Source organism: Microbacterium sp. F1-18, from assembly GCF_052921305.1.
Genome location: NZ_JBREVD010000001.1, coordinates 70,453 through 96,611, shown reverse-complemented (window position 1 = coordinate 96,611; position 26,159 = coordinate 70,453). Strand labels below are relative to the sequence as shown.

The following is a 26,159-nucleotide window of genomic DNA, read 5'->3' as shown; positions in this document are numbered from 1 at the left end:
CATGTACGACGGCATCGTCCAGGACCTGATCGACGAGTTCGGCCGCCTGCCCGGCATCGGGCCGAAGTCGGCGCAGCGCATCGCGTTCCACATCCTGCAGACCCCGACCTTCGACGTCTCCAAGCTCTCGCACCTGCTCGGCGAGCTGCGCGAGCGCGTGCGCTTCTGCGAGGTCTGCGGCAACGTCTCCGAGCACGACCGCTGCGCGATCTGCCGCGACCCGCGGCGTGACGGCACCTTCATCTGCGTCGTCGAAGACGCCAAGGACGTCGCCGCCATCGAGCGCACGCGCGAGTTCCGGGGTCTGTACCACGTGCTCGGCGGCGCGATCAGTCCGATCGGCGGCATCGGCCCCGACGACCTCCGTATCGCTCAGCTGATGCAGCGTCTTGCCGATGGCACCGTACAGGAGGTCATCCTGGCCACGAACCCGAACCTCGAGGGCGAGGCGACCGCGACCTATCTCAGTCGCCTTCTGACGACCCTCGAGATCCGGGTGACGCGGCTGGCATCCGGTCTCCCCGTCGGCGGAGACCTCGAGTACGCCGACGAGGTCACACTCGGCCGCGCGTTCGAAGGGCGCCGCCAGCTCTGACGGCGCCCTCGGACGGCCTCAGGCAGGGTCGTCCGCGAGGCCGACGACGTCGAGCAGCCAGGCGAGCTCGAACGCGCGCTCGTGCCAGGAGTTGTACCGCCCGCTCACGCCGCCGTGGCCGGCGACCATCTCGCACTTCAGCAGCGCGTCCACCCCGACTTCGCGCAGACGCGCGACCCATTTCGCGGGTTCGACGTACATGACACGCGTGTCGTTGAGCGAAGTGACCGCGAGGATCCGGGGGTAGGCCACGCCCTCGCGGACGTTCTCGTACGGCGAGTACGACTTCATGTACGCGTAGACCTCGGGGTCGTGGAGGGGGTCGCCCCATTCATCCCACTCGATGACCGTCAGCGGCAGCGAGGGGTCGAGGATCGTCGTGAGCGCGTCGACGAACGGCACCGCGGCGAGGACTCCCGCGAACAGCTCGGGGGCGAGGTTCGTGACGGCGCCCATGAGGAGCCCGCCGGCCGATCCGCCCTCGGCGGTCATGCGCTCGGGAGAGGTGTAGCCGCTCTCGACGAGGTGGCGCGCGACGGCGACGAAGTCGGTGAAGGTGTTGCGCTTGTGCAGCAGCTTCCCGTCCTCGTACCACTGACGGCCCATCTCTCCGCCGCCTCGCACATGGGCGACGGCGAACACGACGCCCCGGTCGAGGAGCGACAGGCGCGCCACCGACATCGCGGGGTCGATCGAGTGCTCGTACGAGCCGTAGCCGTACAGGTGCAGCGCGCGGGACCGGTCGTCCGCGCCCGGGTCGCCGAACGAGCGCTTCCACACGATCGAGACCGGAACGCGGGTGCCGTCGTCCGCAGCCGCCCAGACCCGGCGCTGCTCGTAGTCGGCGGGGTCGTAGCCCCCGAGCACCGGCTGGCGCTTACGCAGCAGCAGCTCGCCGGTCGCGACGACGTAGTCGTACACGGTGCCCGGCGTGACGAACGACCCGTAGCCGAGGCGGAGCACGGGGGGAGCCCATTCGGGATTGCCGCCCGACCCCACGGTGTACAGCGGCTCGTCGAACTCGAGCTCGGTGACCGAGCCCGAGCCGTAGTCGAAGATGCCGAGGCGCTGCAGCCCGTCGCGCCGGTAGCCGAGCAGCGCCCAATCGCGGAACGTCGAGAGGCCCTCCAGGCGACGGCCGGGCTCATGAGGCAGCACGACCTCACGCGGGCCCGTCGGATCGTCCGCAGCGACCCGGACGAGCTCGAAGTCGAGTGCGTCGTCGTTGTGCAGGATGTAGAGCACGTCCTGGCCGGACGCGATCGCGTGGGAGACCGAGTACTCGACGCCCTCGCGGCGCGGCCACACCGAACGCGGCTCCGCGCGGAGATCGTCGGCCGGCACCAGGAACTCCTCGCTCGTGATCGAGGAGCCGACCTCGATCACGAGATACCGGTCGCTGCGGGTGAAGCCCGCTCCCACCCAGTACCGCTCGTCGGGCTCGTGGAAGAGACGCTCGTCGGTGGCCGTGTCGGTGCCGATCTCGTGCAGCCAGACTGAATCCGGCCGCCATGCGTCGTCGACGGTGGAGTAGACGACGAAGCGTCCGTCCGGAGACAGCGACGCCCCGGCGAAGGTGTCGCTGATCTCGTCGGCGAGGTTCTCGCCGGTGGCGATGTCGCGCAGACGCAGCGTGTACCGCTCGTCGCCCTCGGTGTCGACGCCGTACAGCAGGAGCGTCCCGTCGGCCGAGACCTCGAAGCTCCCGAGCGAGAAGAACTCCGCGCCTTCCGCCTCGACGTTGCCGTCGAGCAGCACCTGCTCGCCGGGCACGTCGACGCCGGGCTCGAGCTGCGGGGGTGTCCAGTCGTCGGGCGACGCCAGGGGAGCGCGGCAATGGATGCCGTACTGGCTGCCCTCGACGGTGCGGCTGTAGTACCACCACTGGCCCCGGCGACTCGGAACCGACAGATCGGTCTCGAGCGTTCGCCCCTTGATCTCCTCGAAGATGCGCTCGCGGAGCCCGCCCAGGTGCGCCGTACGGGCATCGGTGTAGGCGTTCTCGGCCTCGAGGTGGGCGATCACCTCGGAGTCGTCCTTCGCGCGCAGCCATTCGTAACGGTCGACGAACTCATCGCCGTGGTGGGTGCGGCGGTGCTCGCGGACGGCCGCGACAGGGGCCTCAGGAGCGTCGGACGGGCGGGGGGTGAGGATGTCGGGGGTATCGGTCACCGTTCCACGCTAGTGCTGCGCCCGCCTGATCCGGCCGCTCGGATTCACGGTGAGGGCGATGGTGTGGCAGGATTCGATGGTCCGGTTGCCGGACCCTGAACAGACGGTGAACTCTTCGTTCGCGCCCGCCGCTGCCGCGGCATCCCGATCCGTACTCGAGGACCCGTGTTCGCGGGCCCGCACGCACAGAGAGCGCACAGTGGAGACCGCTGTACTCATTCTTCTGCTGGTCATCGGACTGGCACTCTTCTTCGACTTCACCAACGGCTTCCACGACACCGCGAACGCGATGGCGACGCCGATCGCGACGGGGGCTCTCAAACCCAAAGTCGCCGTCCTGTTGGCCGCGGGCCTGAACCTCGTCGGCGCCTTCCTGTCCACCGAGGTCGCCAAGACGGTCTCGCACGGCATCATCCACGAGGAACAGCTCGCAGCGACCGCGCTGCTGCCGTTGATCTTCGCGGGGTTGATCGGCGCCATCACGTGGAACATGCTGACGTGGCTGCTCGGCCTCCCGTCGAGCTCGTCGCACGCGCTGTTCGGCGGCCTCATCGGTGCGACACTCGTGGGAGTCGGCGCCATGGCGATCGACTTCGGCGTCGTGCTGAGCAAGATCATCCTCCCGGCGCTGATCGCGCCCGTGACGGCCGGCCTCATCGCCTTCACCGTCACGAAGGTCGCCTACGCCATGACCCGTCGTCACGATGGCAAGCCCGACGGCCGTGACGGCTTCCGCTGGGGTCAGATCTTCACCTCGTCGCTCGTCGCGCTCGCGCACGGCACCAACGACGCACAGAAGACGATGGGCGTCATCACGCTCGCGTTGATCGCAGCCGGCTGGCAGAGCGCCGAGCACGCCGAGCCCCAGCTGTGGGTGATCGTGGCGTGCGCCGTCACGATCGCGCTCGGCACCTACATGGGCGGATGGCGCATCATCCGCACCCTGGGCAAGGGACTCACCGACGTCAAGCCCGCGCAGGGCTTCTCAGCCGAGGCGTCGACAGCGTCGACCATCCTCGCCTCGAGCGCTCTCGGCTTCGCCCTGTCGACCACGCAGGTCGCATCGGGATCGGTCATCGGCTCGGGGCTCGGACGCCGCGGTTCGACGGTCCGCTGGCGCACGGTCGGCCGCATCGCGATCGGCTGGCTGCTGACCCTCCCCGCCTCCGGCGCCGTGGGGGCCCTGGCCGCCCTGCTCGTCGTGTGGCTGGGCCCGACGGGGATCGTCATCGATGCGATCGCCGCCGTCGCGATCGTCCTCGCCCTGTTCCTCCGGTCCCGCCGGAACGAGGTGCACGCGGGCAACGCGATGAGCGAGGTCGCCGATTCCGGTCATGCCGTCGACGTTCCCGCAGATCCGCCGCCCACGCGCCGGCAGCGCCGGGCCCGCGCGGCGGCGGCAGCGGCGAGTCCGGCACCCGAGCAGACGGAGGGCGAGCGATGAACGTCTCGATCGACTGGTTCGCCTTCGTGCAGGTGTTCGCGGCGGCCATCACCGGCGCGGTTCTCGTCGTCGGGTTCTACGCCCTGGGTCTTCGGATGCTGGTGCGCGCGGGCCGGGTGCCGGTGGTCACTCCCGCGGAGTTCACCGACGCGATCGCCGTCATCAGCGAGAAGCAGGCCCGACGGCACGCGAAAGCGGCGGCGAAGGCGGCGAAGAAGAACCCGCTGACGGCGGGGCAGAAGCGGATCGCGCTCGTGACCGCTTACGCCGCCTTCGCCTTCTGCGCACTCGCCGTCCTCGGCGGGATCATCCTCATCGTGGCGGGGCGGTAGGACCCCCGGCATAGGCTGTGGCCATGACCTCAGCAACGCCGTCGGACGGCCCGGTGCGGGCCCGCGACCGGGCGGCATCCGTGCGGTTCGGTCAGCACGAGCCCGCCCGTCATGTCCTGGTCCATCTGAGCGACACTCATCTTCTTGCGGGCGGCGCGGCTCTCGCCGGACGCTACGACGTCGAGGCGAACCTCGATGCCACGCTCGCGGCCGTCGAACGCACCGGCGTCCGTGCCGACGCGTTGGTGTTCACGGGCGATCTCACCGATCTCGGTGAGCCGGACGCCTATCGCCGCCTCCGCGACGCGGTCGAGCCGGTGGCCGAGCGGCTGGATGCGCCCATCGTCTGGGTGGCGGGCAACCATGACGAGCGCGAGGCGATGCGGGTGGGACTGTTCGGCGGCGCGCCGACACGGGAACCGCTGACCGGGGTCTGGGATCTTGCGGGGCTGCGCCTGATCGCCCTCGACTCCACGGTGCCGGGCTGGCACCACGGCGACATCGACGCCGATCAGCGCGACTGGCTGAGCGAGACGCTCGCCGAGCCTGCGCCGCACGGGACGATCCTCGCGATGCATCATCCGCCGCTTCCGAGTCATGTGTCCTTCTTCGACATCCTCGAGCTGCGCGACCAGGACGCCCTGGCTCAGGCGATCGCGGGCACCGACGTGCGCGGTATCCTCGCCGGCCACCTGCACTACTCGACCTCGGGGACGTTCGCCGGCGTCCCCGTCTCCGTCGCGTCGGCGACCTGCTACACGATGAACCTCCAGCGCCCGCCGCAGGCGGTGAACGGAATGGACGCCGGCCAGGCGTTCCAGCTCGTGCACGTCTACGACGATGTCATCACCCACACCGTCGTGCCCGTCGTCGAGGCGCCGACGGGCGACTACTTCTCCGCCGAGTGGATTGCCGAGATGGCGCGATTGTCGCCGCAGGAGCGTCTCGAGGCGTTTTCGCGCAAGCGCTGACTAGGCTGGGAGCGTCCCTCCCATCGCCGTGAGACCCACAAGGACCCGTGCATGATGTCGTCCCCTTCCGCCACCCGCACCGAGACCGATTCGCTCGGCTCGCTCGAGATCCCCGCCGACGCCTACTGGGGCGTTCACACTGCGCGCGCACTCGAGAACTTCCCGATCTCGCAGCGGCCGATCTTCGTCTATCGTGACCTCGTCCGGGCGCTCGCGATGGTCAAGCAGGCCTCTGCCCGCGCGAACCGCGAGATCGGAGTGCTCGACGCCGAGCGCGCCGACCTGATCGATCGTGCTTCGCAGCTCGTCATCGACGGCGAGTACCACGACCAGTTCGTCGTCGGCGTGGTGCAGGGCGGTGCGGGCACGTCGACGAACATGAATGCCAACGAGGTCATCACCAACATCGCCCTCGAGCTCGCGGGCCGCCCCAAGGGCGACTACGACTTCCTCTCGCCGATCGATCACACCAACCGCAGCCAGTCGACCAACGACGTCTACCCGACGGCCATCAAGGTCGGTCTCGCCCTCGACCTGCAGGGGCTCCTCGACGAGCTTGCGTTGCTGCGCGAGTCGTTCCTGGCGAAGGCCGTCGAGTTCCACGACGTCCTCAAGGTCGGGCGCACGCAGCTCCAGGACGCCGTGCCGATGACGCTCGGGCAGGAGTTCCACGGTTTCGCCACGACACTGGGGGAGGACCACTCGCGTCTCGGCGAGAACGCGTCGCTCCTCTACGAGATCAACATGGGTGCGACGGCGATCGGCACCGGCATCACGACGCACCCCGAGTACCGTCCCGCGGTCGTCCGCCACCTGCGCGAGATCACCGGCCTCGACCTGTCGAGCGCCGTCGACCTCGTCGAGTCGACGAGCGACACGGGGGCGTTCATGTCGTTCTCGTCATCGCTCAAGCGCAACGCCATCAAGCTGTCGAAGATCAGCAACGACCTCCGCCTGCTCTCGAGCGGGCCCCAGGCAGGTTTCGGCGAGATCAACCTCCCGGCGCGGCAGGCGGGGTCGAGCATCATGCCCGGCAAGGTGAACCCGGTGATCCCCGAGGTCGTCAACCAGGTCGCGTTCGCCGTCGCGGGCGCCGATCTGACGGTGACGATGGCGGTCGAGGGCGGGCAGCTGCAGCTGAACGCGTTCGAGCCGATCATCGCGCACTCGATCTTCCAGTCGATCACCTGGATGCGGCGGGCCATGCGCACGCTGCGGGTCAACTGCATCGACGGCATCACCGCGAACCGTGAGCGACTGGGTGCCATGGTCGGCTCGTCGGTCGGTGTCGTGACAGCGCTCACCCCGTTCATCGGCTACGCGGCGGCGGCGGCCCTCGCCAAGACCGCGCTGCTGACCCACCGCAACGTGGGCGACCTGGTCGTGGAGGCCGGTCTGATGTCGCGCGCGGAGGTCGACAAGCAGCTCTCGCCGGCGCGCCTCTCCGGCCTGCAGGCGGTCACAGCGGCCATTCCGATCGTGCTCGCCGACGCCGAGGAGAGCGTGTCGGGCTGATCAGGCTTTGTGCCGCGAGGCCCGCTCTCGCTAACGTCGAGGCTGTTCATCGCTTTCCGAATCCCCGGGGGACCCCATGACCGATCCGAACAACCCGTCCGCACCGCAGCCTCCGGCCTATCAGCCGCCGGCATATCCGACGTCGTCCGCCGACGCTTCGTACCAGAATCCGAACGCGCCGGTGCCGGGCAAGACGCTCGGGATCGTCGCCTTCGTCCTCGCCCTGGTGCCCGTGGGGTTGCAGCTCGTCGGCCTCATCCTCGGCATCGTGGCCCTCGTCCAGAGCAAGAAGGCCGGCCGTAAGAACGGGCTCGCTCTGGCCGCGATCATCATCAGCGCTGTGCTCATGGTGATCGGCGTCGTCGTGGCGATCGTCCTGTTCACGATCTTCGGCAACGTGGCGAACGAGATCTACCAGACGTGCGTCGTCGAGGGCGCCGACACCGTGACGGTCTGGGGCCAGACCCAGTCCTGCTCTTCCACGCGGTACTGACCCGACACGCTGAGAGGAAACCCCCGCGGATGTGATCCGCGGGGGTTTCCTCATGCCCGGCTCAGGTCTGGCCGTTGCGATTGCATCCGAGCATTCAAAGCGCTTAAACTCATCTCCGGCGCAACGTTTAAGCGCTTTGATCGCTTCGGCGATCCCGCGATTCAAGGAGGAAGACGTGAAGTTCAAGACAGTGGCAGGTGGCATCGCCACCCTGGCTGCGGTGTCGCTCATCCTGACCGGCTGCGGCCGGGCGGACGAGTCGGCTGCCGGACCCGCCGAGGTCACGTCGCTCGACGACAGTCCGGCGACGGGCACGATCAGCGTGTGGGCGATGGGCGCCGAGGGTGAGGCCCTGCCCGCGTTCGTCGAGGAGTTCCAGGAAGCGAACCCCGACGTCAAGATTGACGTCACGGCGATTCCCTGGGACGCCGCGCACAACAAGTTCCAGACAGCGATCGCGGGCGGCAACACCCCCGACGTCGCCATGGTCGGATCGACCTGGATGGCCGACTTCGGCGACGCGTTCGCGACCGTCCCGGCCGAGATCGCGACCGACGGCTTCTTCCCGGGAGCACTCAGCACGACCGAGTTCGACGACCGCGCCGCCGGTGTGCCGTGGTACGTCGACACGCGTGTGCTCTACTACCGCACCGACCTCGCGCAGCAGGCGGGCTGGACGCAGGCGCCCACGACGTGGGACGAGCTGCAGCAGCTCGCCTCCGACATGAAGGAGAAGGCCGGCGCCGAGTACGGCATCCGGATGCCGGGCGGCAACGACTCGTTCCAGGGAGCGATGTGGATGCCGTGGTCCGCCGGTGCCGAGTTGACCGACGGCGACGCGTGGACGCTCGACACCCCGGAGATGACGAAGGGTCTGGAGTACTACAAGAGCTTCTTCGACAAGGGCCTCGCCGACGCGAACGCCGACATCTCGGCCGGAGCGACGGAGGCGGAGTTCGTCGCCGGCACCACCCCGATGGTCGTCGAGGGCCCGTTCCTGCGCGGTCAGCTCGAGCTGCTGGGCGGCGCGGACTTCACCTCCAAGTACGCCACGGCCGTCCTGCCCGCTGACACCGGGTCGGTCTCCTTCAGCGGTGGGGCGAATCTCGTCGTGTTCAACCAGAGCAAGAACGCCGAGTCTGCGTGGAAGCTCGTCCGCTGGCTCAGCGAGCCGGAGACCCAGGCCGCCTTCTACGAGCAGACGGGCGACCTGCCCGCCCTCCAGGCGGCGTGGGATGCCCCCGCCCTGGCCGATGACGCGAGCCTGACGACCTTCGGTGAGCAGCTGCAGACGGCGAAGGCTCCGCCCGTGACCACCAGCTGGGTGCAGGTGGCCGCGAAGGGCGATCAGGCCCTCGAGCAGCTGCGCCGCGGCGGGGCGGACGTGCCTACCGTGCTGCAGAAGCTGCAGGCCGACGCCGACGCGATCGGCCTCGAGTGACCTCGATGTCCACCACCACTCTCCCCGCGGCCGGAGTCGACTCCGGCCGCGGGGCCTCCCGCCCCGGAGGCCTGCACGCCCGGCAGCGCAAGCGTCAGGCGCTCATCGCCTGGGCGTTCTGCCTGCCCTTCGTCGCGGTGTTCGCCGTCTTCATGCTGTTCCCGATCGTCGGTTCGTTCGCGATGTCATTCACCGACTTCACGGCGCGCGACATCACCTCGCCGTTCGCGGTGAACTTTGTCTGGCTCGACCAGTTCGCGACACTCTTCGGCGATCCGCGCTTCATCACGTCCCTCGGTGTGACCGCGATCTTCGTCGTGGTCGGCATCCCCGTCACGATGGTGCTCGCCCTCGCGCTCGCGCTCGCCCTGAACAGCGGCGGTGGACGCATCGTCGCGTTCTTCCGGGTCGGGTTCTACGCGCCGGTGGTCACGAGCATCGTGGCCGTGGCGGTCGTCTGGCGCTACATCCTCCAGCCCGACGGCCTGCTCAACTCGGCCCTCGCCCTGGTCGGCATCGACGGCCCGAACTGGCTGAACGACCCCGCCTTCGCCTTGCCGTCGCTGATCATGATGGCGGTGTGGCGCAACGTCGGCACGCTCATGGTGATCTTCCTCGCGGGCCTGCAGGCCGTGCCCCAAGACGTCAACGAAGCGGCGACGATGGACGGTGCATCATCGTGGCGGCGGCTCGTCTCGGTCACCCTGCCGCTCCTGCGCCCCACGATCCTCCTCGGTGCGGTGCTCATCTCCGTCGGCTACCTGCAGTTCTTCGAGGAAGCGTTCGTCATGACGAAGGGCGGGCCGCTGGATTCGACCCTGTCGGTCGCGTACTACACCTTCCAGCAATTCGGCTTCGGCGAGTACGGCCTGGCCTCGGCCGCCAGCTACGTGCTCTTCCTCGCCATCGCCCTGCTGAGCCTGCTGCAGTTCCGGCTGCTCCGTTCGAAGGACTGACCCGATGACAACCATCCCCGCTCCCGTGGTGGACACCGTCACGCCGCCGTCTGCCCCGCGACGCCGTCGCCGCCGGTTCGGTCCGCGCGCGATCACCTACACCGCCCTGACCGTCGGCCTCGTCCTCTGGCTCATCCCGTTCCTGTGGATGGTGCTGGGGTCGGTCAAGACGCAGGGCGAGATCCTGCGTCGCCCGCCGACCTGGCTCCCGGAGAACCCGACCGGCGAGAACTTCGCGCAGTGGTTCGGGCCCCTCGACTTCGGCCACTTCTTCACGAACAGCCTGGTCGTAGCGGTCGTCACGGTCCTCGGCAACATCGTGTTCTGCTCGATGGTGGGCTACGCCCTGGCGAAGATGGAGTTCCCGGGCAAGAAGGTGCTGTTCATCCTCGTCATGGTCACCCTGATGGTGCCGGGCGTGGTCACGTTCGTGCCGCTGTTCGTGATGGTCTCGTCGCTCGGGCTCGTCAACACCTACCCGGCGCTCATCCTGCCCTTCATCACCGCACCCATCGGCGTGTTCCTCATGCGGCAGTTCATCATGGGCATCCCCGACGCGCTGCTCGAAGCCGCCCGCCTCGACGGGGCGGGGGAGTGGCGCATCTTCTCCCGCATCGTGATGCCGCTGTGCGGACCCCCGCTCGCGACCCTCGGCATCCTGACGTTCCTCGCCTCGTGGAACAACTTCCTGTGGCCGTTGGTGGCGGCCCAGACCGAGGAGATGTACACGCTCCCCGTCGCGCTCTCGCTCTACTCGACGGGTCAGAACGCGACGAACTACGGACTGCTCCTGGCCGGGTCGGTGCTCGTCATCGCGCCGATCATCGTGCTGTTCGTCTTCCTGCAGCGCTGGTTCATCCGCGGCGTCGCCACCACAGGCCTGAAGTGACCGCCGCGCTGCCGCATCCGTCCCCCCAACAGCGAAAGTCCCCCATGCGACCCGAACTCCACACCGCTCCCGACGGAACCCGCTTCCGCGACCTCAACGGCAACGGCATCCTCGACCCGTACGAGGACCCGCGTCTGACTCCGGAGGAGCGCACCGACGATCTTCTCGGCCGGATGTCACCCGCCGAGAAGATCGGCCTGATGTTCCAGACCGTCATCGAGATCGGCCCGGAAGGCGAACTCCTCGAGGCTCCCGGCGCCATCTCGAAGTCGCCGACGACCGAGGTCGTGGTCGGCAAGAACATGACGCACTTCAACGTGCACGCGATCCGCACCGCCCGTGAGGGCGCACGCTGGAACAACAACCTGCAGCGCCTCGCCGAACGCACCCCGCACGGCGTCCCGGTCACGATCAGCACGGACCCTCGGCACGCGTTCGTCGAGAACACCGGCGTCGCGTTCTCGGCGGGGCCGTTCTCGCAGTGGCCGGAGCCGCTCGGGCTCGCCGCGCTCGACGACCTGGAGGTCATCGAGCAGTTCGCCGACGTGGCCCGTCGCGAGTACTGCGCGGTCGGCATCCGGGCAGCGCTCCACCCCCAGATCGATCTGCCCACCGAAGCCCGCTGGGGACGTCAGGCGCAGACGTTCGGCTTCGATGCCGAACGGGTCTCGCAGATCACCGCGGCCTATCTGCGGGGATTCCAGGGCGAGGTGCTCGGCGCCGAGAGCGTCGCCTGCACGACGAAGCACTTCCCCGGCGGCGGGCCGCAGCTCGACGGCGAGGACGCGCACTTCCCGTACGGCCGCGAGCAGGTCTACCCGGGCGGCATGTTCGATTACCACCTCGAGCCCTTCCGTGAGGCGATCCGGCGCGGAACGGCCGGGATGATGCCGTACTACGGCATGCCCGTCGGGCTCGAACGCAATGGCGTCCCGATCGCCGAGGTCGGCTTCGCCTACAACCGCCAGATCGTGACCGACCTCCTGCGGGACGAGCTCGGCTACGACGGCGTCGTCGTCACCGACTGGGAGCTCGTCAACGACAACCACGTCGGCGACCAGGTGCTGCCGGCACGCGCGTGGGGTGTCGAAGAGCTCGACCCGACCGAGCGCATGCTGCGGCTGCTGGATGCCGGTGTCGACCAGTTCGGCGGCGAGGAGTGCACCGATCTGCTGGTCGACCTCGTCGAGTCGGGCGCCGTGCCCATCGAGCGCATCGACGTCTCCGCTCGCCGCATCCTTCTGGTGAAGTTCCGCCTCGGCCTCTTCGACGACCCGTACGTCGATGAGGACGAGGCCGAGCGCATCGTCGGGAACGCCGATTTCCGTGCCCTCGGCACCCGCGCGCAGGCGGAGTCGCTGACCGTTCTGCAGAACCGCGACGACGTGCTGCCGATCGCGTCGGCCCCGCGTCCGAAGGTGTACGCCGAGAACATCGGCGATGCCGCGCTCGCGCCCTACGCCGACCGAGTCGAGCGGCCGGAGGACGCCGACGTCGCGATCGTCCGCATCGGAGCGCCGTTCGAACCGCGTGACGACCTCTTCCTCGAGAAGTGGTTCCATCAGGGGTCGCTCGACTTCGGCCCCGGACTGGTCTCGCGACTGGGACGTGTCGCGGCGCACGCGCCTCTCGTGCTGGTCGTCGGACTCGATCGTCCCGCGGTGCTCACGCCTTTCGTGCCGGTAGCGTCGGCCATCGTCGCCGACTACGGCAGTTCGGATGCCGCCGTGCTCGCGGCGCTCACCGGTGCCGTGCCCCCGCGCGGCAAGCTGCCGGTCGAGATCCCGCGATCGATGGAGGCCGTGCGCCGCTCGCGGACCGATGTTCCGGGCGACACCGACGAGCCGGTCTTCCCACGGGGGACCGGGCTGTCGATCGTGCCGGCGTGAGGTCCGTCGGTAGACTCCCCGGGGAATCGAGGTAGTCATGGTGGTCGGTCGGCCCACGGTCTACGACGTCGCGGAACGTGCCGGGGTGTCGATCGCGACGGTGTCGTTCGCATTCCGTCGCCCCGACAAGGTGCGCACCGAGACCCGCGACATGGTGCTCCGGGTGGCGCGCGAGCTGGGGTACGTCCCGAGCGGCTCGGCCCGGAACCTCGCGCGTGGCCGCACGGGGGTGCTCGGGCTGCATCTGTTCGACCTCCTCGTCGAATCGGCGCCACCCGTCGAGACCGGGCTGAATGCCGGGGGAGACCCGGCGGGCTCGACGACTCCGCCCGGTCTCACCGACCTCGCCGAGCTCGACCTCGACGTCGACCTGATCTCGTGGGACGCCGAGGAGGACGTCCGTCGCAGCGCACCCCGGACCTTCCCCCTGTACGTCGACGAGATCCAGAGAGGATTCGTGCTCGAGTGCAAGCGCGCGGGCACCGCGGTGCTGCTCAGCACCGGGGGACTGGGTGCCTCCGAGATCGCGGACACGGCGGGGCAGGTCGACGGTCTGGCGATCCTCCCCGGGCCCACGGTGACCGCGTCGCTCGGGTCGGTGTCGTCGACGCTTCCGGTCGCCGTGCTGAGCTCTCCGCTGGGCGACGCGCACCACGTCCTCGCCGACAACGCGGGCGGCGAGCGGATGCTCGTCGAGCACTTCGTCGAGGTCCACGGGGTCTCCACGTTCGGGTGGATCGATGCGCCCGCGGGCTTCGACACCGACGAGCGCCGCACCGCCTTCTTCGATGCCGTCGCCTCCCACCCGGGCGCGAGCGCCGAGATCATCGACACCGTCGAGCTCGAGCGCGCGCCGGTGTTCCCGGGGCTGAGCGCCCGGGCGGGCGCCGGCTCGCTGCCCGAGGCGGTCCTGTGTGCGACCGATCAGATCGCGCTCGCCGCGCTCGACGTGCTGCACGCCCGCGGCGTGGCGGTGCCCCGAGACGTGCGGTTGGCCGGCTTCGACGGCATCCAGGCGGCCGGGATGTCGTCGCCGCCGCTCACGACCGTGCGTCAGCCGATGGAACTGATGGGGCGCATCGCCGCCCACCTGCTGCTGAACGACCCGGGTGACGGCTCGGCGCGCCGAAGCGTGCGCGTCGAGGTCGGGCTCCGGGTCGGCGGAAGCTGCGGGTGCGCGGTCAGCCCGTGATGCGGCAGTGCGTCCGCAGCTCGCCGATGCCGTCGATGCCGACGGTGACGACGGAGCGGTCGCGCAGGAAGATCTGCGGGTCGCGCGAGTAGCCCGCCCCGCCCGGGCTGCCCGTCGAGATGAGCGTGCCGGGCAGCAGTGTCGCCGCAGTCGAGAGGTGCGCGACGAGCGTGGCGACCGAACGGATCATCTGGCCCGTCGAGGCATCCTGCACCGTCTGGCCGTCGACGACAGCCCAGATGTGCAGGTCTTGCGGGTCGGGGATCTCGTCGGCCGTCACGACGTACGGCCCCGTCGGCGTGAAGCCGTCGAACGACTTGCAGCGCGACCACTGCGCCTCGGAGAACTGGATGTCGCGCGCGGTGATGTCGTTGACCACGGTGTAGCCCCAGACGTGGTCGAGAGCCGTGTCGGCGGGGACGTCCTTCGCCGCGGCCCCGATGATGACGCCCAGCTCGGCCTCGTAGTCGACGGACTCGCTGAGGCTCCGCGGCCACGACGTGATCGCGTCGTGAGCGGTCAGCGAGTTGGGCCACAGCGTGAAGACGGTGGGCGCGGTGTCGGCCTTCAGGCCCAGCTCGCTCGAGTGCGCCGCATAGTTCAGGCCGACGGCGAGCACGATGGGCGGGGCGAGGACGGCCGACGCGAACGTCGAGCCGTCGACGCCGTGCCACGCGATATCCGCACGCGTCGCCGCATCGGCGACCCGTGCGAGACCGTCGTCGCCGAGCTCGATGAGCTGCTGCAACCGGTCGGGTGCGCCAGCGAACAGGTCGCCGACGAACGTGGCCCGGTCGTCTTCGACGAGCACGAGGCGGGGATCGTCGGCCCCCGCGGTCATCACGTGGGCAAAACGCATGCTGCCAGGCTACCCGGCTCACGGGTCGGCCGCCGCGCGAGCTGCTCCGCGTCGGGCAGGGGCGCCCCTAGGGTGGGGGCGTGTCGTTCCCGTCGCCTCTCTCGCAGCCGCAGCCAGGACATCCCGGTCCGATCCCGACCGCGCCGACCTCGCCTCCCATCGTCCCGGTGCGGGCGAGACCGGGCGGGTGGGCTGCGCTCTGGGTCGGCGCGGTCCTCGTGCTGCTGCTGTTCGGGCTGGTCGCCTACCTGGTGTCCTTCCTCGGCTGGTTCGCCTCGATCGTGGGCGCGGTGCTCGCCCTGCTGCCGCTGCTCGGCGTGCTGTGGGCGGTCCGTATCGTCGACCGGTGGGAGCCCGAGCCGCCGCGGCTGCTGTGGCTCGCGCTCGGGTGGGGAGCGGTCGCGTCCGTGATCATCGCTCTCGGGGTCGATCTGCTCGTCACGATCGTGACCGGCCCGACGCGCGACCCTCTCGCGCAGGCGATGGCGAGTGTCGTCCAGGCGCCCATCGTCGAGGAGGTCGCGAAGGGGCTCGGCATCCTCCTCATGCTCCGCATCGGGCGTCGCTACTTCGACGGCCCGGTCGACGGCGTCGTCTACGGGGCCATGATCGGGGCGGGCTTCGCGTTCACCGAGAACATCCTCTATTTCGCCGACAGCCTCATCGCAGGCGGACTCGCGCAGGTGTCGGTGACCTTCGTGCTGCGCGGCATCCTCTCGCCCTTCGCCCACGTCATGTTCACGGCCGCGACCGGCTTCGCGGTCGGACTCGCGGTGCGTCGCGGTGCGCGGGGCGGTGCGGTCTTCGGCCCCTGGGCGACCGGCCTCGCGGTCGCGATCCTCTTGCACGCGCTCTGGAACGGCTCGGCCGCCTTCACCGACTTCTTCGCTCTGTACGCGACGCTGCAGGTGCCGCTGTTCATCGGGTTCGTGCTCGGCGTGCTGCTGCTCCGCCGTGAGGAGGCGCGACTCACGCGCGAACGGCTGCACGACTACGCGGCGGCGGGCTGGTTCACGCCCGTCGAGGTCGACCTCCTCGCCACCGGACGTGGCCGACGCCGCGCACTGGCCTGGGCGCGGACGCTCCCCGGCGACCGCACCGAGACGATGCGCGCCTTCATCGCCGAGGCGACACGTCTCGCAGCGGCGCGGCAGCGCGCGCTGACCGGCCGCGACGACCATGCCCTCGCCGACGAGCGCGAGCATCTCGCCCGGGCGACGCGACTGCGACAGACCCTGCTGCGACCGTGACGCCCGGCGGCGATGACATGACCGCGAGATGACATCGCCGGGAAAAGACTCAGCGCCCGGTGCTGCGGCGATGCCTGCATGTCTCCCGGGCGCTGAGTTGGCCTGCCTCCATGATGCTCCGGGCCCCACGCCTCGTCAAGGGGTGCGGCCCAGCACGCGCCGCGTTGCGTGCACCCTCGCCCTCGGGTTGGATGGACACCATGACTGACGACCGCACCAAGCCCGAGATCGACGCACCCGAGGGCCCCGCGCCCGATGACCTCGTCGTTCGCGACCTGATCGTCGGCGACGGTGCCGAGGCCAAGCCCGGCGACACCGTCACCGTCCACTACGTCGGCGTCGAGTACACCTCCGGCGAGGAGTTCGACTCGTCGTGGAACCGCGGGGAGAGCATCCAGTTCCCGCTCCGCGGCCTCATCCAGGGGTGGCAGGACGGCATCCCGGGCATGAAGGTCGGCGGACGCCGCGAGCTCGTGATCCCGCCGCACCTCGCGTACGGCCCGGCCGGCGGCCATTTCCTGGGTGGCAAGACCCTGATCTTCATCATCGACCTGCTCGCGGTCGGCTGATCCGACGGACGCCTCTCGACGGGCGGATGCTGCACCACGCGGCATCCGCCCGTCGCTGTTCGGCCACCGGAAATTTACATTCGCGGGAATAGGCTGTGCGAGGGTCGCGTTGCCGCCCCTGTACGCCGGACCCCTCCCGGACACCTACGACGAAGGACGATCATGACCACGACCACCGAAATCCCCGGTTACAAGGCTGGCACCTGGGTGCTCGACGCCTCCCACAGCGAGGTGGGCTTCAGCGTCCGCCACATGATGATCTCGAAGGTGCGCGGCACCTTCGCCGTCGCCGAGGCGACCATCGTCGCACCCGAGAACCCCCTCGAGCTGACGCTCAACGCCAAGGTCGACGTCGCCTCCATCAACACCAAGGACGAGGGCCGCGACAACCACCTCCGCAGCGCCGACTTCTTCGACGTCGAGAACTACCCGAACATCACCTTCGTCTCGACCGGCGTGCGCCAGCAAGGCGGCGACTTCCTCGTCGACGGAGACCTCACCATCAAGGACGTCACCAAGCCGGTGACGTTCGAGGTCGAGTTCGGTGGCTTCGGCACCGACCCGTGGGGCAACTACAAGGCCGGCGCGACGGCGAAGACCGTCATCAACCGCGAGGAGTTCGGCCTCACGTGGAACGCCGCACTCGAGACCGGCGGTGTGCTCGTCGGCAAGGACGTCACGATCGAGCTCGATCTGCAGGGCTCCATCCAGGCCTGATCGCCGGATTCCCACGAGGGGCGGATGCTGCGGCATCCGCCCCTCGTCGCGTCATCGGGCGCGGCTGCCGCGGCTCACGGTGTCGGGTGCGTCGCGTCATAGGCGCGGAACGCCGGCGCCAGGCGCACGAGCAACGCCACCAGCGCCACGATGACGAAGCCGCCCAGCAAGGGCGGGAACCACAGCGCCGTCACGGTCGCCAGGGTGCCGGCGTACAGCGCTCCCAGCCGCGGGCCGCCGGCGACGACCACGATGAACAGGCCCTGCAGTCGGCCGCGGATCTCGTCGGGGACGGCGGCCTGCACCATCGTGTTGCGATAGATCGAGCTGATGTTGTCGGCGGCGCCCGAGCCGGCCAGGGCGAGTGCCGCGAGGGCGATGAGGGCGACGTTCGCCGAGTCTTCGCCGATCCGTCCCGGAGAGAGCGCTCCGAACGATCCCGCGAGCAGGACGGCGCCGAACAGGGCGATCGTGATCCCGTAGGCGATGATGGCCCGTTCGATTCCCCGGCCGTGCATCGGGTAGCGCGCGATCGGGCCCGAGAACAGGCTCGAGAGGAAGGCTCCGACTGCGATCGCGGCCGTCAGGAGCCCCGTCGTGATCGCGCCGCCGCCGAGCAGCACCGCGCCGATCGCGGGGAAGAGGGCGGTGGGCTGGCCGAACGCCATCGCGATGATGTCGAGGATGAACTGCAGCCGGATGTTCTTCGCTCGCCTGATGAACCGCCAGCCGTCGGCCAGCGATTTCAGGCCCGGACGGACGACGGTGCCCTCGGGACGGATGCTGGGCAGTGACCAGAGCCCGAGGAAGAGGGCGCTCATCAGCACGAGGTCGATCGTGTAGGTCCAGCCGTAGCCGGTGAACGCCACGAGCAGGCCCGCCGCGGCGGGGCCGACCGACACCATGATCCCCATCGTGATGCCACCGAGGGCTGACGCGGCGGGAAGCAGCTCGCGGGGGATCAGGCGCGGCACCATGGCCTGGCGTGCGGCCATGACGACCGAGTTGGCCGCCGAGTTGATCACCGCGATGGCGTACAGCCAGGCGACGGTCTCGCTTCCGCTCCACGTCAGCACCATCAGCACGGCCGTCGAGACGAAGGTGACGGATGCCGCGATGATCGCGACCCTGCGCCGGTCGAACGCATCGGCCAGCATGCCCCCGTAGAGCCCGGCGATGATCATCGGGACGAGCCCGGCGACGGCGATCATCGCCACGGCGAACGTCGACGCCGTCAGGTCGTACATGTGGAGCATGATCGCGACGATGGTCAGCTGTCCGCCGAGACCGGCGAGAGTCGATCCGACCCACATGCGCGCGAACGCGGGGGAGGTGGTCAGCGGCCGCAGATCGATGAGGTGGTCCCGACGCAGGCGCATCAGACGAGCCTAGATGACTGGTACAGTAGAGCGGTTGCCGTTCGATCGGCCGCGGATAAAGAGAGCTCGCACATCGGGTGACGGGCGCCGCGCAATGAGAAGGAAGGGGATCCCATCTATGGCACTCGAAGCAGACGTCAAGAAGGCGATCATCGAAGAGTACGCGACGCACCCCGGTGACACCGGATCCCCCGAGGTGCAGGTCGCGCTCATGTCGCAGCGCATCAAGGACCTCACCGAGCACCTCAAGACCCACAAGCACGACCACCACTCGCGCCGTGGGCTCTTCCTGCTCGTCGGTCAGCGCCGTCGACTGCTCGGCTACCTGCAGGAACTCGACATCCAGCGCTACCGTGCGCTGATCGAGCGCCTCGGTCTCCGCCGCTAAGGAGAGCGACCCGCGCACAATCGCGCAAAACATTCTTGCGAAGGCCGTCCCAGGTGTGGGGCGGCCTTCGGCATTTCCGGCGCCGGCCGTCGACGTCGTGGGCCGAGAACGTACCCTCGCCGCGAGCACGCACTCTCGTCGGTGCGTTGTCGCGGCGACGGTGCGTGCTCGGCGGCGGTCAGCGGCGGTCAGCGGCGAGCAGATCGCCGTGCCAGCGGGCGGCGACGTCGGGGTGTGCCCGCAGGCGCGACTTGAGGGCGTTGTCGCCGTGCACCCCGTGGATGGGGTTGGCGGGGTCCTTCGTGACGCCTCTCGCCTGGGCGGCGAGCTCGGCGGGCAGCTCGATGAGCGGGAACCGGGCATCGAGTGCGGGATTGAAGAAGAACGGCACCGAGATGCGGTCCTCGGGGTACCGAGGCGAGACGACGCGATGGTTCGTCGCGATGAGATAGCCGTCGGTCGCGTACTCGAGCAGTTCGCCGATGTTGACGACGAAGGCTCCCGGCACCGGCGGCGCGTCGACCCATTCGCCGTCGCGCTCGACCTGCAACCCGCCCTTGCCGGGCTCGACCCACAGCAGAGTGAGGGCGCCCGAGTCCTTGTGCGCGCCGACGCCCTGCTGCGGCGTGGGGTCGTCCTTGCCGGGGTAGCGGACGATCTTCAGCAGCGTCTGAGGTTCGCCGAAGTGGTCCTCGAAGTAGCTCGCGGGCGCGCCGAGCGCTTCGGCCCAGGCGCGGAGCAGGCGTCGCGCGACCTCTGAGAGGTGGGCGACCCATGCGTCGGCCACCTCGCGGAGCTCCGGCTGTGCAGAAGGCCACAGGTTCGGGCCGATGAGTCGCGCGTAGTCGGGGGCGTGGGGGTCGTCGACCGCGGGCCGCTCGGGACCGATGTCGATCTGCTCGCGCCAGTCGACACGGCCCTGCGTGAGCTCGCCGCCCACGCGGGTGTAGCCGCGGAAGTGCGGGCTGTTGACGTTCTCGATAGCGAGCTTGTCCGCCTCGGGCAGCGCGAAGAACTCGCGCGCGACGCGGTGCAGTCTGTCCTCGAGCCCCGCCGGGATGCCGGTGCCCGTCAGGTAGAAGAAGCCGACGTCGTGCGTCGCGGCCCGCAGTTCGTCGCGGAACCGCGCGATGTCGGCGGCGTCGCCGTCGAGCTGGGAGAAGTCGAGAACGGGAAGGGAGAGCTCGCTCATGCAGCGAGGCTACGAGCCCTCCGGGGCGTCCGCGCGATTGTTGCGCGGGATGACCGAGCCGGGCTCCCGTGGTCGGCGCGAGCCGGTCGGGTCGTTGCGACGCCCCTCGCGTCCGGCGAGTCCGGGGTCGCGGAACAGCCAGGCCGGGCGCGGCTCGACGAGCGGGCGGAACACGCGTCGGACCGGAGCGGTGGCGAGGCCGAGCGCGATGAGGATCGATGCGACGACGACGAGCGGCAGCCACAGCCACGTGGGCTCGGCGTCTCGCAGCACGCCCGACTCGCGGAAGGGGTACAGCACGAACGAGTGCAGCAGGTAGACGTACATCGTGTACTGGCCGAGCCGGGTCCACCGGTGCGAGCCACGGGGGATGAGAGCGAAGAAGGATGCCGTGAGGGCCAGGGCCACCAGCAGCAGCGCGACCCGCACTGCTCCTGCCCACCACTCGGAGCTGCCCGCATCGGAGTAGCTCGCGTCGTAGAACATCCATTTGCCGAGGTTGATGTCGCGCCACGTGCCGATGAACGCCCACGCCACCCACCCCGCGACCCCGAGCGTCGCGACGGCGGCGGTGACCGTCGCGGGGGTGCGTCGCAGCAGGCCGAGCCGGTCGACGACGTCGCGGTCTCGCAGCCACCAGCCGAGCACGAAGAACGGCAGGAACCCCAGCGTCCGCGACAGTGAGAGCGTCGAGTCGATGTTGGGGAGGTAGCCCGAGATGATCGAGATCGCGAAGGCCCACAGCAGCGGCCAGCGCAGGAGTGCGAGGTAGGGCAGCACGAGGCGGAAAATGCCGAGCGCCAGCAGGAACCACAGCGTCCACGAGGGCTGCGTCGGATTGGGGTTCGCGTGTCCTTCCACGAGGAACTTCGTGAGCGTCCAGAGCCCCTCGAAGATCACGTACGGCACGATGATGTCGGTGATGACGCGGGCCATCTGCCGCCGCGACTGCGGGTCGGATTTGGAGAAGTACCCCGAGATGATCGCGAACGCGGGCATGTGGAAGGCGTAGATCACGAGGTACATCGCCATCGCGATGTCGGAGTCGTACGTCAGGCGCTGGATCGCGTGCCCGAGCACCACCAGCACGATGCAGGCGAAGCGGGCGTTGTCCCAGAAGGGCACACGGCGTTTGGGGCGCGTTCCGGTCGTGCCGGTGGCGGGATGCGTCATCGTGGGTGAAACACTATCCCGCGGGAATAGGCCGAGCGCGATCGCGTTGCATGGTTTATATTCATTTGCATGAAACGGATGTCGAGACATCCGGGAAGGCGGACCGACGTGAACACGCACACGAGCGATAACACCGGCTGGTCGGGGATGCAGTTCGGCATCTTCTCCGTGAGCGACATCACGGCCGACCCCACGACCGGCCACACCCCGAGCGAAGCGGAGAAGATCCGCGCAGCCGTGACCATCGCCAAGCACGCCGAGGATGTCGGGCTCGACGTCTATGCGATCGGCGAGCACCACAACCCGCCGTTCTGGTCGTCGTCGCCCACCACGACCCTCGCCTACATCGCGGCGCAGACCGAGCGCCTCATCCTCTCGACGGCGACGACCCTGATCACGACGAACGACCCGGTGAAGATCGCCGAGGACTACGCGATGCTGCAGCACCTCTCGGGCGGCCGCGTCGACCTCATCATGGGACGCGGCAACACCGGTCCGGTCTACCCGTGGTTCGGTAAGGACATCCGTCAGGGCCTGCCGCTCGCGATCGAGAACTACGCCCTGCTGCACAAGCTGTGGCGTGAGGACGTCGTCGACTGGGAGGGCAAGTTCCGCACGCCGCTGCAGGGCTTCACCTCGACGCCCCGCCCGCTCGACGGCGTCGCGCCGTTCGTCTGGCACGGCTCGATCCGCACCCCCGAGATCGCGGAGCAGGCCGCCTACTACGGCGACGGCTTCTTCGCGAACAACATCTTCTGGCCCAAGGAGCACTACCAGCGCCTCATCGACCTGTACCGTCAGCGCTTCGCACACTACGGTCACGGCACGCCCGAACAGGCGATCGTCGGGCTCGGCGGTCAGGTGTTCATGAGTGCGAACTCGCAGGATGCCGTCCGCCAGTTCCGCCCCTACTTCGACAACGCCCCCGTCTACGGCCACGGCCCTTCGCTCGAGGACTTCAGTGAGATGACGCCGCTCACCGTCGGGTCGCCGCAGCAGGTCATCGACCGGTACGCGGCGATGCGCGAGACGTTCGGCGACTACCAGCGCCAGCTCTTCCTCATCGACCACGCGGGTCTTCCGCTGAAGACCGTGCTCGAGCAGCTCGACATCCTCGGCGGCGAGGTCGTCCCGGTGCTGCGCAAGGAGCTCGCTCAGGGTCGTGGAGCCGACGTCCCCGACGCGCCGACGCACGCCGCGCGCGTGCGCGAGGTCTACGGCGACGGCCCCGCCCGTGAGGCGCGTCCTCGCGCCAACCGCGGTGACAACCTCAGCGGCCCCTCGCCCTACCAGGATGCTCCGGCGCCCGCAGGTTCGGCCTTCGGTGTGGCGGCGGCACGATGAGCGCGCGGCGGATCGCCGTCGTGTCGGCGGGGCTGTCGAACCCGTCGTCGACGCGGATGCTGGCCGACCGTTTGGCGACGGCGACGATCGCGGAGCTCGCGGCATCCGACATCACCGCGACGGCCGACGTCATCGAGCTGCGCGATCTCGCGCACGACATCACCAACAACCTGCTGACGGGCTTCGCCCCGCCCGCGCTCGAGTCGGCGATCAACTCGGTCGTCTCGGCCGACGCGCTCATCGCCGTGACACCGATCTTCTCGACGAGCTACTCCGGGCTGTTCAAGTCGTTCATCGACGTGCTCGACCCCGACTCGCTCACGGGGAAGCCCGTGCTGATCGGGGCGAACGCGGGCACGGCTCGGCACTCGCTCGCAATCGACTACGCCATCCGGCCGCTGTTCGCGTATCTGCACGCAGCACCCGTGTCGACAGGTGTCTTCGCCGCGTCGAGCGACTGGGGGCGCAAGGCCGACGAGGTCGCTCCGCTGAGCGCCCGGGTCGAGCGCGGGGCACGTGAGCTCGCCGCCGCCGTCGTGGCACGCACGCCCGTCACGGACGCGGATCCGTTCGACCCCGCCTCGTACCTCGGCGAGGGCAAGTCGTTCGGTCACCTGCTCGGCGGTCTCGCGGGGGAGTGACCCGCTCGCGGCGCCGCGTGAGGGCGGCCGCGATCACATCGATCGCGGCGCCCAGCGCGAGCGCCGCTGCGACGGATACGACGACCGCGACGATCGGCGCGTCGGGCAGCAGCGCGCCGATCGCGGCGCCGATGATGCTCTGGTAGGCGGCCCAGGCGGTGGCCGCGATCGCGGCCACCGGGAGGAAACGGCCGGCCGGCACCCGTGTGGCTCCCGCGGTGAGGTTGACCGCGAGGCGCGCGAACGGGATGAAGCGGGCGGTGAAGACGACTGTCGCGGTGCCGCGCGACAGTCGTGACCCGGCCCACGCGAACGCCTCCGCCACGCGTTCATGCCGCATCCACCGCCAACGGCGCAGTCCGATGCGGCGGCCCACCGCGTAGCAGAGGGCGTCTCCGCAGAATGCGGCGGACGCAGCGACTGCGACGACGCCGAGCAGCGGCGGGTCGCCGGTGGCGGCTGCGAGCGCACCAGCCGCCGTCACCGCGATCTCACCGGGTACGACGACCAGCACGGAATCGAGCAGGACGAGCGCGAAGACCCCGACGAGCAGCCACGGCCCGTCGGCGATCGTTGTCAGCAGGTCGGCGGGCACGCGGTATCCCTATCAGCCGGGGATGAACGGTGCGGGAACGGCGACGGACAGGCGTCCGCGAGGTGACCGACCGCCGAGGATCGCGTGAACAGTGGGCGATACCGGCTGCTTCGCCGCGCGGGGGTGCGCGACCGGAGCCACCCTGGTCTCGTGAGAGTCGCGGTGGTCACCGAGTCGTTCCTGCCCCACATGAACGGGGTCACCGGTTCCGTGCTGCGGGTGCTCGAGCACCTCGAGCACCGCGGGCACGAGGCCTTCGTCGTCGCGCCGGGTGCGGGGCGGCGGCATCCGCTCGCCGTGCCGGGGCGGACGGTGCGTTCGATTCCGATGCCCCGGTACCCCGCGGTGCGGGTGGCGGCGCCGCCCGTGGCCTCGGTCGCACGGGCGCTGCGAGCGTTCCGGCCCGATGTCGTGCATCTCGCTTCGCCGTTCCTCCTCGGGTGGCAAGGGCTGCTCGCGGCCGAGGGGCTCGGTCTGCCGAGCGTCGCCGTCTACCAGACCGACGTCATCGCGTACACCGAGCGGTACGGCGTTCCCCACGCCACGGCGCTCACGGCGGCGCACGTGAGGCGGCTGCATCGTCGCGCGACGCTGACGCTCGCTCCCGCCGACGCGGCACGGCGGCAACTGCAGGACCTCGGTGTCGATCGCGTCGCGATCTGGGGCCGCGGGGTCGACGGCATCCGCTTCGCGCCCCACCGCCGCGACGAGGCCTGGCGTGGGCGTGTCGTTCCGGAAACGGCTGACGGCGACGTCGTCGTCGGATATGTCGGGCGGCTCGCCCCCGAGAAACAGATCGAAGATCTGGCGGCGCTCAGCTCGCTGCCCGGCGTTCGACTGGTCATCGTGGGCGACGGGCCCTCGCGGACGAGTCTGGAGAACCTCCTGCCGGATGCCGTCTTCCTCGGTCACCTGCAGGGCGACGCGCTCGCGACGGCGATGGCGAGCTTCGACGTGTTCGTGCATCCCGGTGAGAGCGAGACGTTCGGTCAGACCATCCAGGAGGCGCAGGCGAGCGGGGTGCCGGTCGTCGCGACCGGGCGCGGCGGACCCCTCGACCTCGTCCGCAGCAGCGTCGACGGGTGGCTGTACCGGCCCGGAGACGCGGACGACCTCCGCAGTCGGGTCGCTGACCTTGCGGGGGATGCGGCGAAGCGGCGAGCCTTCGGTGCTGCGGCCCGAGACGCCGTCGCCGGGCGGACCTGGGAGAGCCTCGGTGATGCCCTGATCGGCCACTATGAGCGCGCGGCGGAGCTGCACGCGATCGACCGCGTCCGGCGGGCCCGGGTGTGGCCGCGTGCCGAGCTGCCCGCCGCGGGCGAGGGGCCGCCGCTCTGGCGGCGCTACGTCGCGCTGGGCGACTCGATCACGGAGGGGCTCTGCGACACGTCGCGCATGCCGGCGGGGATGCACCGGGGGTGGGCGGATCGTCTCGCCCAGCTCCTCGCCGCCGCCGCGCCGCGGGGCAGCGGCGGAACGGGAGCCTTCCAGTATGCGAACCTCGCCGTCCGCAGTAGGCGCGTGCGTCACCTCGTCGACGAGCAGGTGCCCGCGTGCCTGGCGCTCCGACCCGACCTGGTGTCGGTGCTCATCGGAGCCAACGACCTCGTACAGGCGCGCGTCGACGTCGCGAGCGTCGCCGATGAGGTCGAGATCGCGGTCCGCCGACTGCGCGAATCCGGCGCCGACGTGCTGCTCGCGACCGTCTTCCTGCCGGGAAGGGCCGCAGCGGGCATGTTCGCGCGCCGCTTCGCGGCCTACAACGCCCGGTTGCGCGCGGTCGCCGCGAGCACCGGCGCGATCCTGGTCGATCTGGAGGCGGTACCCGAACTCGCCCGCCTCGACCTGTGGGCCGACGACAAGGTGCATCTGCGGTCGCGCGGACACCGGATCGTCGCCTATCGCGCGGCGGAAGCGCTCGGGGTGCCGCACGCCGAGGCGCTCGCCGGTCTCGACGAGGCCTTCCACCTCGACGACGACCCCGTCGTGTCGGGAACCTGGCTGCGCCGCGACGCGCTCCCGTGGGTGTGGCGGCGGCTGCGCGGTCGCACCGCCGGCGATGGCGTGTCGCCCAAGCTCCCCGCCTACGTCCGCATCGGCCCCGCCACCCCCCACCACTCCTCCCAGCCCCATTAGCCCTCGCCCCCCGCGCTGCGCCCGCCG

24 protein-coding genes are annotated in these 26,159 nt (G+C 69.8%); 18 read left to right on the top strand and 6 right to left on the bottom strand.

What is annotated here, in order from left to right; all coding sequences use genetic code 11:
• The first annotated feature begins 1 nt into the window (after nt 1).
• Nucleotides 2-595 carry a recombination mediator RecR gene (gene recR, locus ACU6RU_RS00475; protein ID WP_120263146.1) on the top strand — a complete coding sequence of 198 codons (594 nt, stop codon included), beginning with the start codon at nt 2-4 and terminating at the stop codon, nt 593-595.
• Nucleotides 596-613: 18 nt separating this feature from the next.
• Here recR and ACU6RU_RS00470 read toward each other — a convergent pair whose 3' ends face one another.
• Nucleotides 614-2,767, bottom strand: coding sequence for a S9 family peptidase (locus ACU6RU_RS00470; RefSeq protein WP_446725624.1), 2,154 nt, complete (start codon nt 2,765-2,767; stop codon nt 614-616).
• Nucleotides 2,768-2,966: 199 nt separating this feature from the next.
• Between ACU6RU_RS00470 and ACU6RU_RS00465 the strand changes: the two genes are divergently transcribed.
• The 10 genes from ACU6RU_RS00465 (at nt 2,967) to ACU6RU_RS00420 (ending at nt 13,889) form a co-directional block, all read left to right on the top strand.
• The gene (locus ACU6RU_RS00465; RefSeq protein ID WP_289331097.1) at nt 2,967-4,211 is read left to right on the top strand and encodes an inorganic phosphate transporter; all 1,245 of its coding nucleotides are present in this window, start codon (nt 2,967-2,969) and stop codon (nt 4,209-4,211) included.
• Nucleotides 4,208-4,543 (top strand): peptidase, encoded by a 336-nt coding sequence (locus ACU6RU_RS00460; protein WP_120263144.1) that lies wholly within the window; start codon nt 4,208-4,210, stop codon nt 4,541-4,543. Before ACU6RU_RS00465 ends, ACU6RU_RS00460 begins: the two co-directional genes overlap by 4 nt.
• A gap of 23 nt (nt 4,544-4,566) precedes the next feature.
• Nucleotides 4,567-5,514, top strand: a complete 948-nt coding sequence (locus tag ACU6RU_RS00455; RefSeq protein WP_446725623.1) for a phosphodiesterase — start codon at nt 4,567-4,569, stop codon at nt 5,512-5,514.
• Between the two features lie 54 nt (nt 5,515-5,568).
• Nucleotides 5,569-7,029 carry an aspartate ammonia-lyase gene (locus ACU6RU_RS00450; RefSeq protein ID WP_120264363.1) on the top strand — a complete coding sequence of 487 codons (1,461 nt, stop codon included), beginning with the start codon at nt 5,569-5,571 and terminating at the stop codon, nt 7,027-7,029.
• A 76-nt stretch (nt 7,030-7,105) separates the two neighbouring features.
• Nucleotides 7,106-7,522 (top strand): DUF4190 domain-containing protein, encoded by a 417-nt coding sequence (locus ACU6RU_RS00445; RefSeq protein ID WP_120263142.1) that lies wholly within the window; start codon nt 7,106-7,108, stop codon nt 7,520-7,522.
• Nucleotides 7,523-7,697: 175 nt separating this feature from the next.
• The gene (locus tag ACU6RU_RS00440; RefSeq protein ID WP_259455214.1) at nt 7,698-8,963 is read left to right on the top strand and encodes an extracellular solute-binding protein; all 1,266 of its coding nucleotides are present in this window, start codon (nt 7,698-7,700) and stop codon (nt 8,961-8,963) included.
• A 5-nt stretch (nt 8,964-8,968) separates the two neighbouring features.
• On the top strand, nt 8,969-9,919 hold the full coding sequence (locus ACU6RU_RS00435) for a carbohydrate ABC transporter permease (RefSeq protein ID WP_446725622.1): 951 nt from the start codon (nt 8,969-8,971) through the stop codon (nt 9,917-9,919).
• A 4-nt stretch (nt 9,920-9,923) separates the two neighbouring features.
• On the top strand, nt 9,924-10,808 hold the full coding sequence (locus ACU6RU_RS00430; RefSeq protein ID WP_446725621.1) for a carbohydrate ABC transporter permease: 885 nt from the start codon (nt 9,924-9,926) through the stop codon (nt 10,806-10,808).
• Between the two features lie 44 nt (nt 10,809-10,852).
• Nucleotides 10,853-12,697, top strand: coding sequence for a glycoside hydrolase family 3 protein (locus ACU6RU_RS00425; RefSeq protein WP_446725620.1), 1,845 nt, complete (start codon nt 10,853-10,855; stop codon nt 12,695-12,697).
• A 37-nt stretch (nt 12,698-12,734) separates the two neighbouring features.
• Nucleotides 12,735-13,889: a LacI family DNA-binding transcriptional regulator gene (locus ACU6RU_RS00420; RefSeq protein WP_120263138.1), complete on the top strand. Its 1,155-nt coding sequence runs from the start codon at nt 12,735-12,737 to the stop codon at nt 13,887-13,889.
• Here the strand turns inward: ACU6RU_RS00420 and ACU6RU_RS00415 are convergent.
• Nucleotides 13,879-14,748, bottom strand: coding sequence for a fumarylacetoacetate hydrolase family protein (locus ACU6RU_RS00415; RefSeq protein ID WP_120263137.1), 870 nt, complete (start codon nt 14,746-14,748; stop codon nt 13,879-13,881). The two genes, ACU6RU_RS00420 and ACU6RU_RS00415, sit on opposite strands and share 11 nt — an antisense overlap.
• A 167-nt stretch (nt 14,749-14,915) precedes the next feature.
• Between ACU6RU_RS00415 and ACU6RU_RS00410 the strand changes: the two genes are divergently transcribed.
• The 3 genes from ACU6RU_RS00410 (at nt 14,916) to ACU6RU_RS00400 (ending at nt 17,284) form a co-directional block, all read left to right on the top strand.
• Nucleotides 14,916-15,998, top strand: a complete 1,083-nt coding sequence (locus ACU6RU_RS00410; protein WP_259455213.1) for a PrsW family intramembrane metalloprotease — start codon at nt 14,916-14,918, stop codon at nt 15,996-15,998.
• A gap of 200 nt (nt 15,999-16,198) precedes the next feature.
• Nucleotides 16,199-16,567, top strand: a complete 369-nt coding sequence (locus ACU6RU_RS00405) for an FKBP-type peptidyl-prolyl cis-trans isomerase (RefSeq protein ID WP_023951826.1) — start codon at nt 16,199-16,201, stop codon at nt 16,565-16,567.
• 162 nt (nt 16,568-16,729) lie between these two features.
• The gene (locus ACU6RU_RS00400) at nt 16,730-17,284 is read left to right on the top strand and encodes a YceI family protein (RefSeq protein ID WP_289331104.1); all 555 of its coding nucleotides are present in this window, start codon (nt 16,730-16,732) and stop codon (nt 17,282-17,284) included.
• Nucleotides 17,285-17,358: 74 nt separating this feature from the next.
• Here ACU6RU_RS00400 and ACU6RU_RS00395 read toward each other — a convergent pair whose 3' ends face one another.
• The gene (locus ACU6RU_RS00395; RefSeq protein WP_446725619.1) at nt 17,359-18,663 is read right to left on the bottom strand and encodes an MFS transporter; all 1,305 of its coding nucleotides are present in this window, start codon (nt 18,661-18,663) and stop codon (nt 17,359-17,361) included.
• 118 nt (nt 18,664-18,781) lie between these two features.
• Between ACU6RU_RS00395 and rpsO the strand changes: the two genes are divergently transcribed.
• Nucleotides 18,782-19,051, top strand: coding sequence for a 30S ribosomal protein S15 (gene rpsO / locus ACU6RU_RS00390; RefSeq protein ID WP_120263133.1), 270 nt, complete (start codon nt 18,782-18,784; stop codon nt 19,049-19,051).
• A gap of 178 nt (nt 19,052-19,229) precedes the next feature.
• Here rpsO and ACU6RU_RS00385 read toward each other — a convergent pair whose 3' ends face one another.
• Both ACU6RU_RS00385 and ACU6RU_RS00380 read right to left on the bottom strand, forming a co-directional pair.
• Nucleotides 19,230-20,243, bottom strand: a complete 1,014-nt coding sequence (locus ACU6RU_RS00385) for an isopenicillin N synthase family dioxygenase (protein WP_446725618.1) — start codon at nt 20,241-20,243, stop codon at nt 19,230-19,232.
• 9 nt (nt 20,244-20,252) lie between these two features.
• A complete protein-coding gene (locus ACU6RU_RS00380; protein WP_289331106.1) occupies nt 20,253-21,416 on the bottom strand; it encodes an acyltransferase family protein in 1,164 nt (387 codons plus the stop codon).
• A gap of 147 nt (nt 21,417-21,563) precedes the next feature.
• Between ACU6RU_RS00380 and ACU6RU_RS00375 the strand changes: the two genes are divergently transcribed.
• Nucleotides 21,564-22,760 carry an LLM class flavin-dependent oxidoreductase gene (locus ACU6RU_RS00375; protein ID WP_446725981.1) on the top strand — a complete coding sequence of 399 codons (1,197 nt, stop codon included), beginning with the start codon at nt 21,564-21,566 and terminating at the stop codon, nt 22,758-22,760.
• Entirely contained in the window at nt 22,757-23,401 is a 645-nt protein-coding gene (locus ACU6RU_RS00370; RefSeq protein ID WP_446725617.1) for a CE1759 family FMN reductase, read from the top strand. Before ACU6RU_RS00375 ends, ACU6RU_RS00370 begins: the two co-directional genes overlap by 4 nt.
• On the opposite strand, the gene ACU6RU_RS00365 is transcribed toward ACU6RU_RS00370, so the two are convergent.
• Nucleotides 23,313-23,996 (bottom strand): DedA family protein, encoded by a 684-nt coding sequence (locus tag ACU6RU_RS00365; RefSeq protein ID WP_446725616.1) that lies wholly within the window; start codon nt 23,994-23,996, stop codon nt 23,313-23,315. The two genes, ACU6RU_RS00370 and ACU6RU_RS00365, sit on opposite strands and share 89 nt — an antisense overlap.
• Before the next feature lie 150 nt (nt 23,997-24,146).
• Here ACU6RU_RS00365 and ACU6RU_RS00360 point away from each other — a divergent pair, with 150 nt between their 5' ends.
• Nucleotides 24,147-26,132 carry a GDSL-type esterase/lipase family protein gene (locus tag ACU6RU_RS00360; RefSeq protein ID WP_446725615.1) on the top strand — a complete coding sequence of 662 codons (1,986 nt, stop codon included), beginning with the start codon at nt 24,147-24,149 and terminating at the stop codon, nt 26,130-26,132.
• Nucleotides 26,133-26,159: the final 27 nt, after the last annotated feature.

Bases quoted from the DNA above. Each gene is read 5' to 3' on its own strand.
- ACU6RU_RS00445 (WP_120263142.1), top strand. From the start codon at position 7,106: ATGACCGATCCGAACAACCCGTCCGCACCGCAGCCTCCGGCCTATCAG.
- ACU6RU_RS00395 (WP_446725619.1), bottom strand. From the start codon at position 18,663: ATGCGCCTGCGTCGGGACCACCTCATCGATCTGCGGCCGCTGACCACC.
- ACU6RU_RS00430 (WP_446725621.1), top strand. From the start codon at position 9,924: ATGACAACCATCCCCGCTCCCGTGGTGGACACCGTCACGCCGCCGTCT.
- ACU6RU_RS00380 (WP_289331106.1), bottom strand. From the start codon at position 21,416: ATGACGCATCCCGCCACCGGCACGACCGGAACGCGCCCCAAACGCCGT.
- ACU6RU_RS00455 (WP_446725623.1), top strand. From the start codon at position 4,567: ATGACCTCAGCAACGCCGTCGGACGGCCCGGTGCGGGCCCGCGACCGG.
- rpsO (WP_120263133.1), top strand. From the start codon at position 18,782: ATGGCACTCGAAGCAGACGTCAAGAAGGCGATCATCGAAGAGTACGCG.
- ACU6RU_RS00400 (WP_289331104.1), top strand. From the start codon at position 16,730: ATGACCACGACCACCGAAATCCCCGGTTACAAGGCTGGCACCTGGGTG.
- ACU6RU_RS00370 (WP_446725617.1), top strand. From the start codon at position 22,757: ATGAGCGCGCGGCGGATCGCCGTCGTGTCGGCGGGGCTGTCGAACCCG.
- ACU6RU_RS00415 (WP_120263137.1), bottom strand. From the start codon at position 14,748: ATGCGTTTTGCCCACGTGATGACCGCGGGGGCCGACGATCCCCGCCTC.
- ACU6RU_RS00435 (WP_446725622.1), top strand. From the start codon at position 8,969: ATGTCCACCACCACTCTCCCCGCGGCCGGAGTCGACTCCGGCCGCGGG.
- recR (WP_120263146.1), top strand. From the start codon at position 2: ATGTACGACGGCATCGTCCAGGACCTGATCGACGAGTTCGGCCGCCTG.
- ACU6RU_RS00420 (WP_120263138.1), top strand. From the start codon at position 12,735: ATGGTGGTCGGTCGGCCCACGGTCTACGACGTCGCGGAACGTGCCGGG.
- ACU6RU_RS00405 (WP_023951826.1), top strand. From the start codon at position 16,199: ATGACTGACGACCGCACCAAGCCCGAGATCGACGCACCCGAGGGCCCC.
- ACU6RU_RS00385 (WP_446725618.1), bottom strand. From the start codon at position 20,243: ATGAGCGAGCTCTCCCTTCCCGTTCTCGACTTCTCCCAGCTCGACGGC.
- ACU6RU_RS00425 (WP_446725620.1), top strand. From the start codon at position 10,853: ATGCGACCCGAACTCCACACCGCTCCCGACGGAACCCGCTTCCGCGAC.
- ACU6RU_RS00450 (WP_120264363.1), top strand. From the start codon at position 5,569: ATGTCGTCCCCTTCCGCCACCCGCACCGAGACCGATTCGCTCGGCTCG.
- ACU6RU_RS00375 (WP_446725981.1), top strand. From the start codon at position 21,564: ATGCAGTTCGGCATCTTCTCCGTGAGCGACATCACGGCCGACCCCACG.
- ACU6RU_RS00460 (WP_120263144.1), top strand. From the start codon at position 4,208: ATGAACGTCTCGATCGACTGGTTCGCCTTCGTGCAGGTGTTCGCGGCG.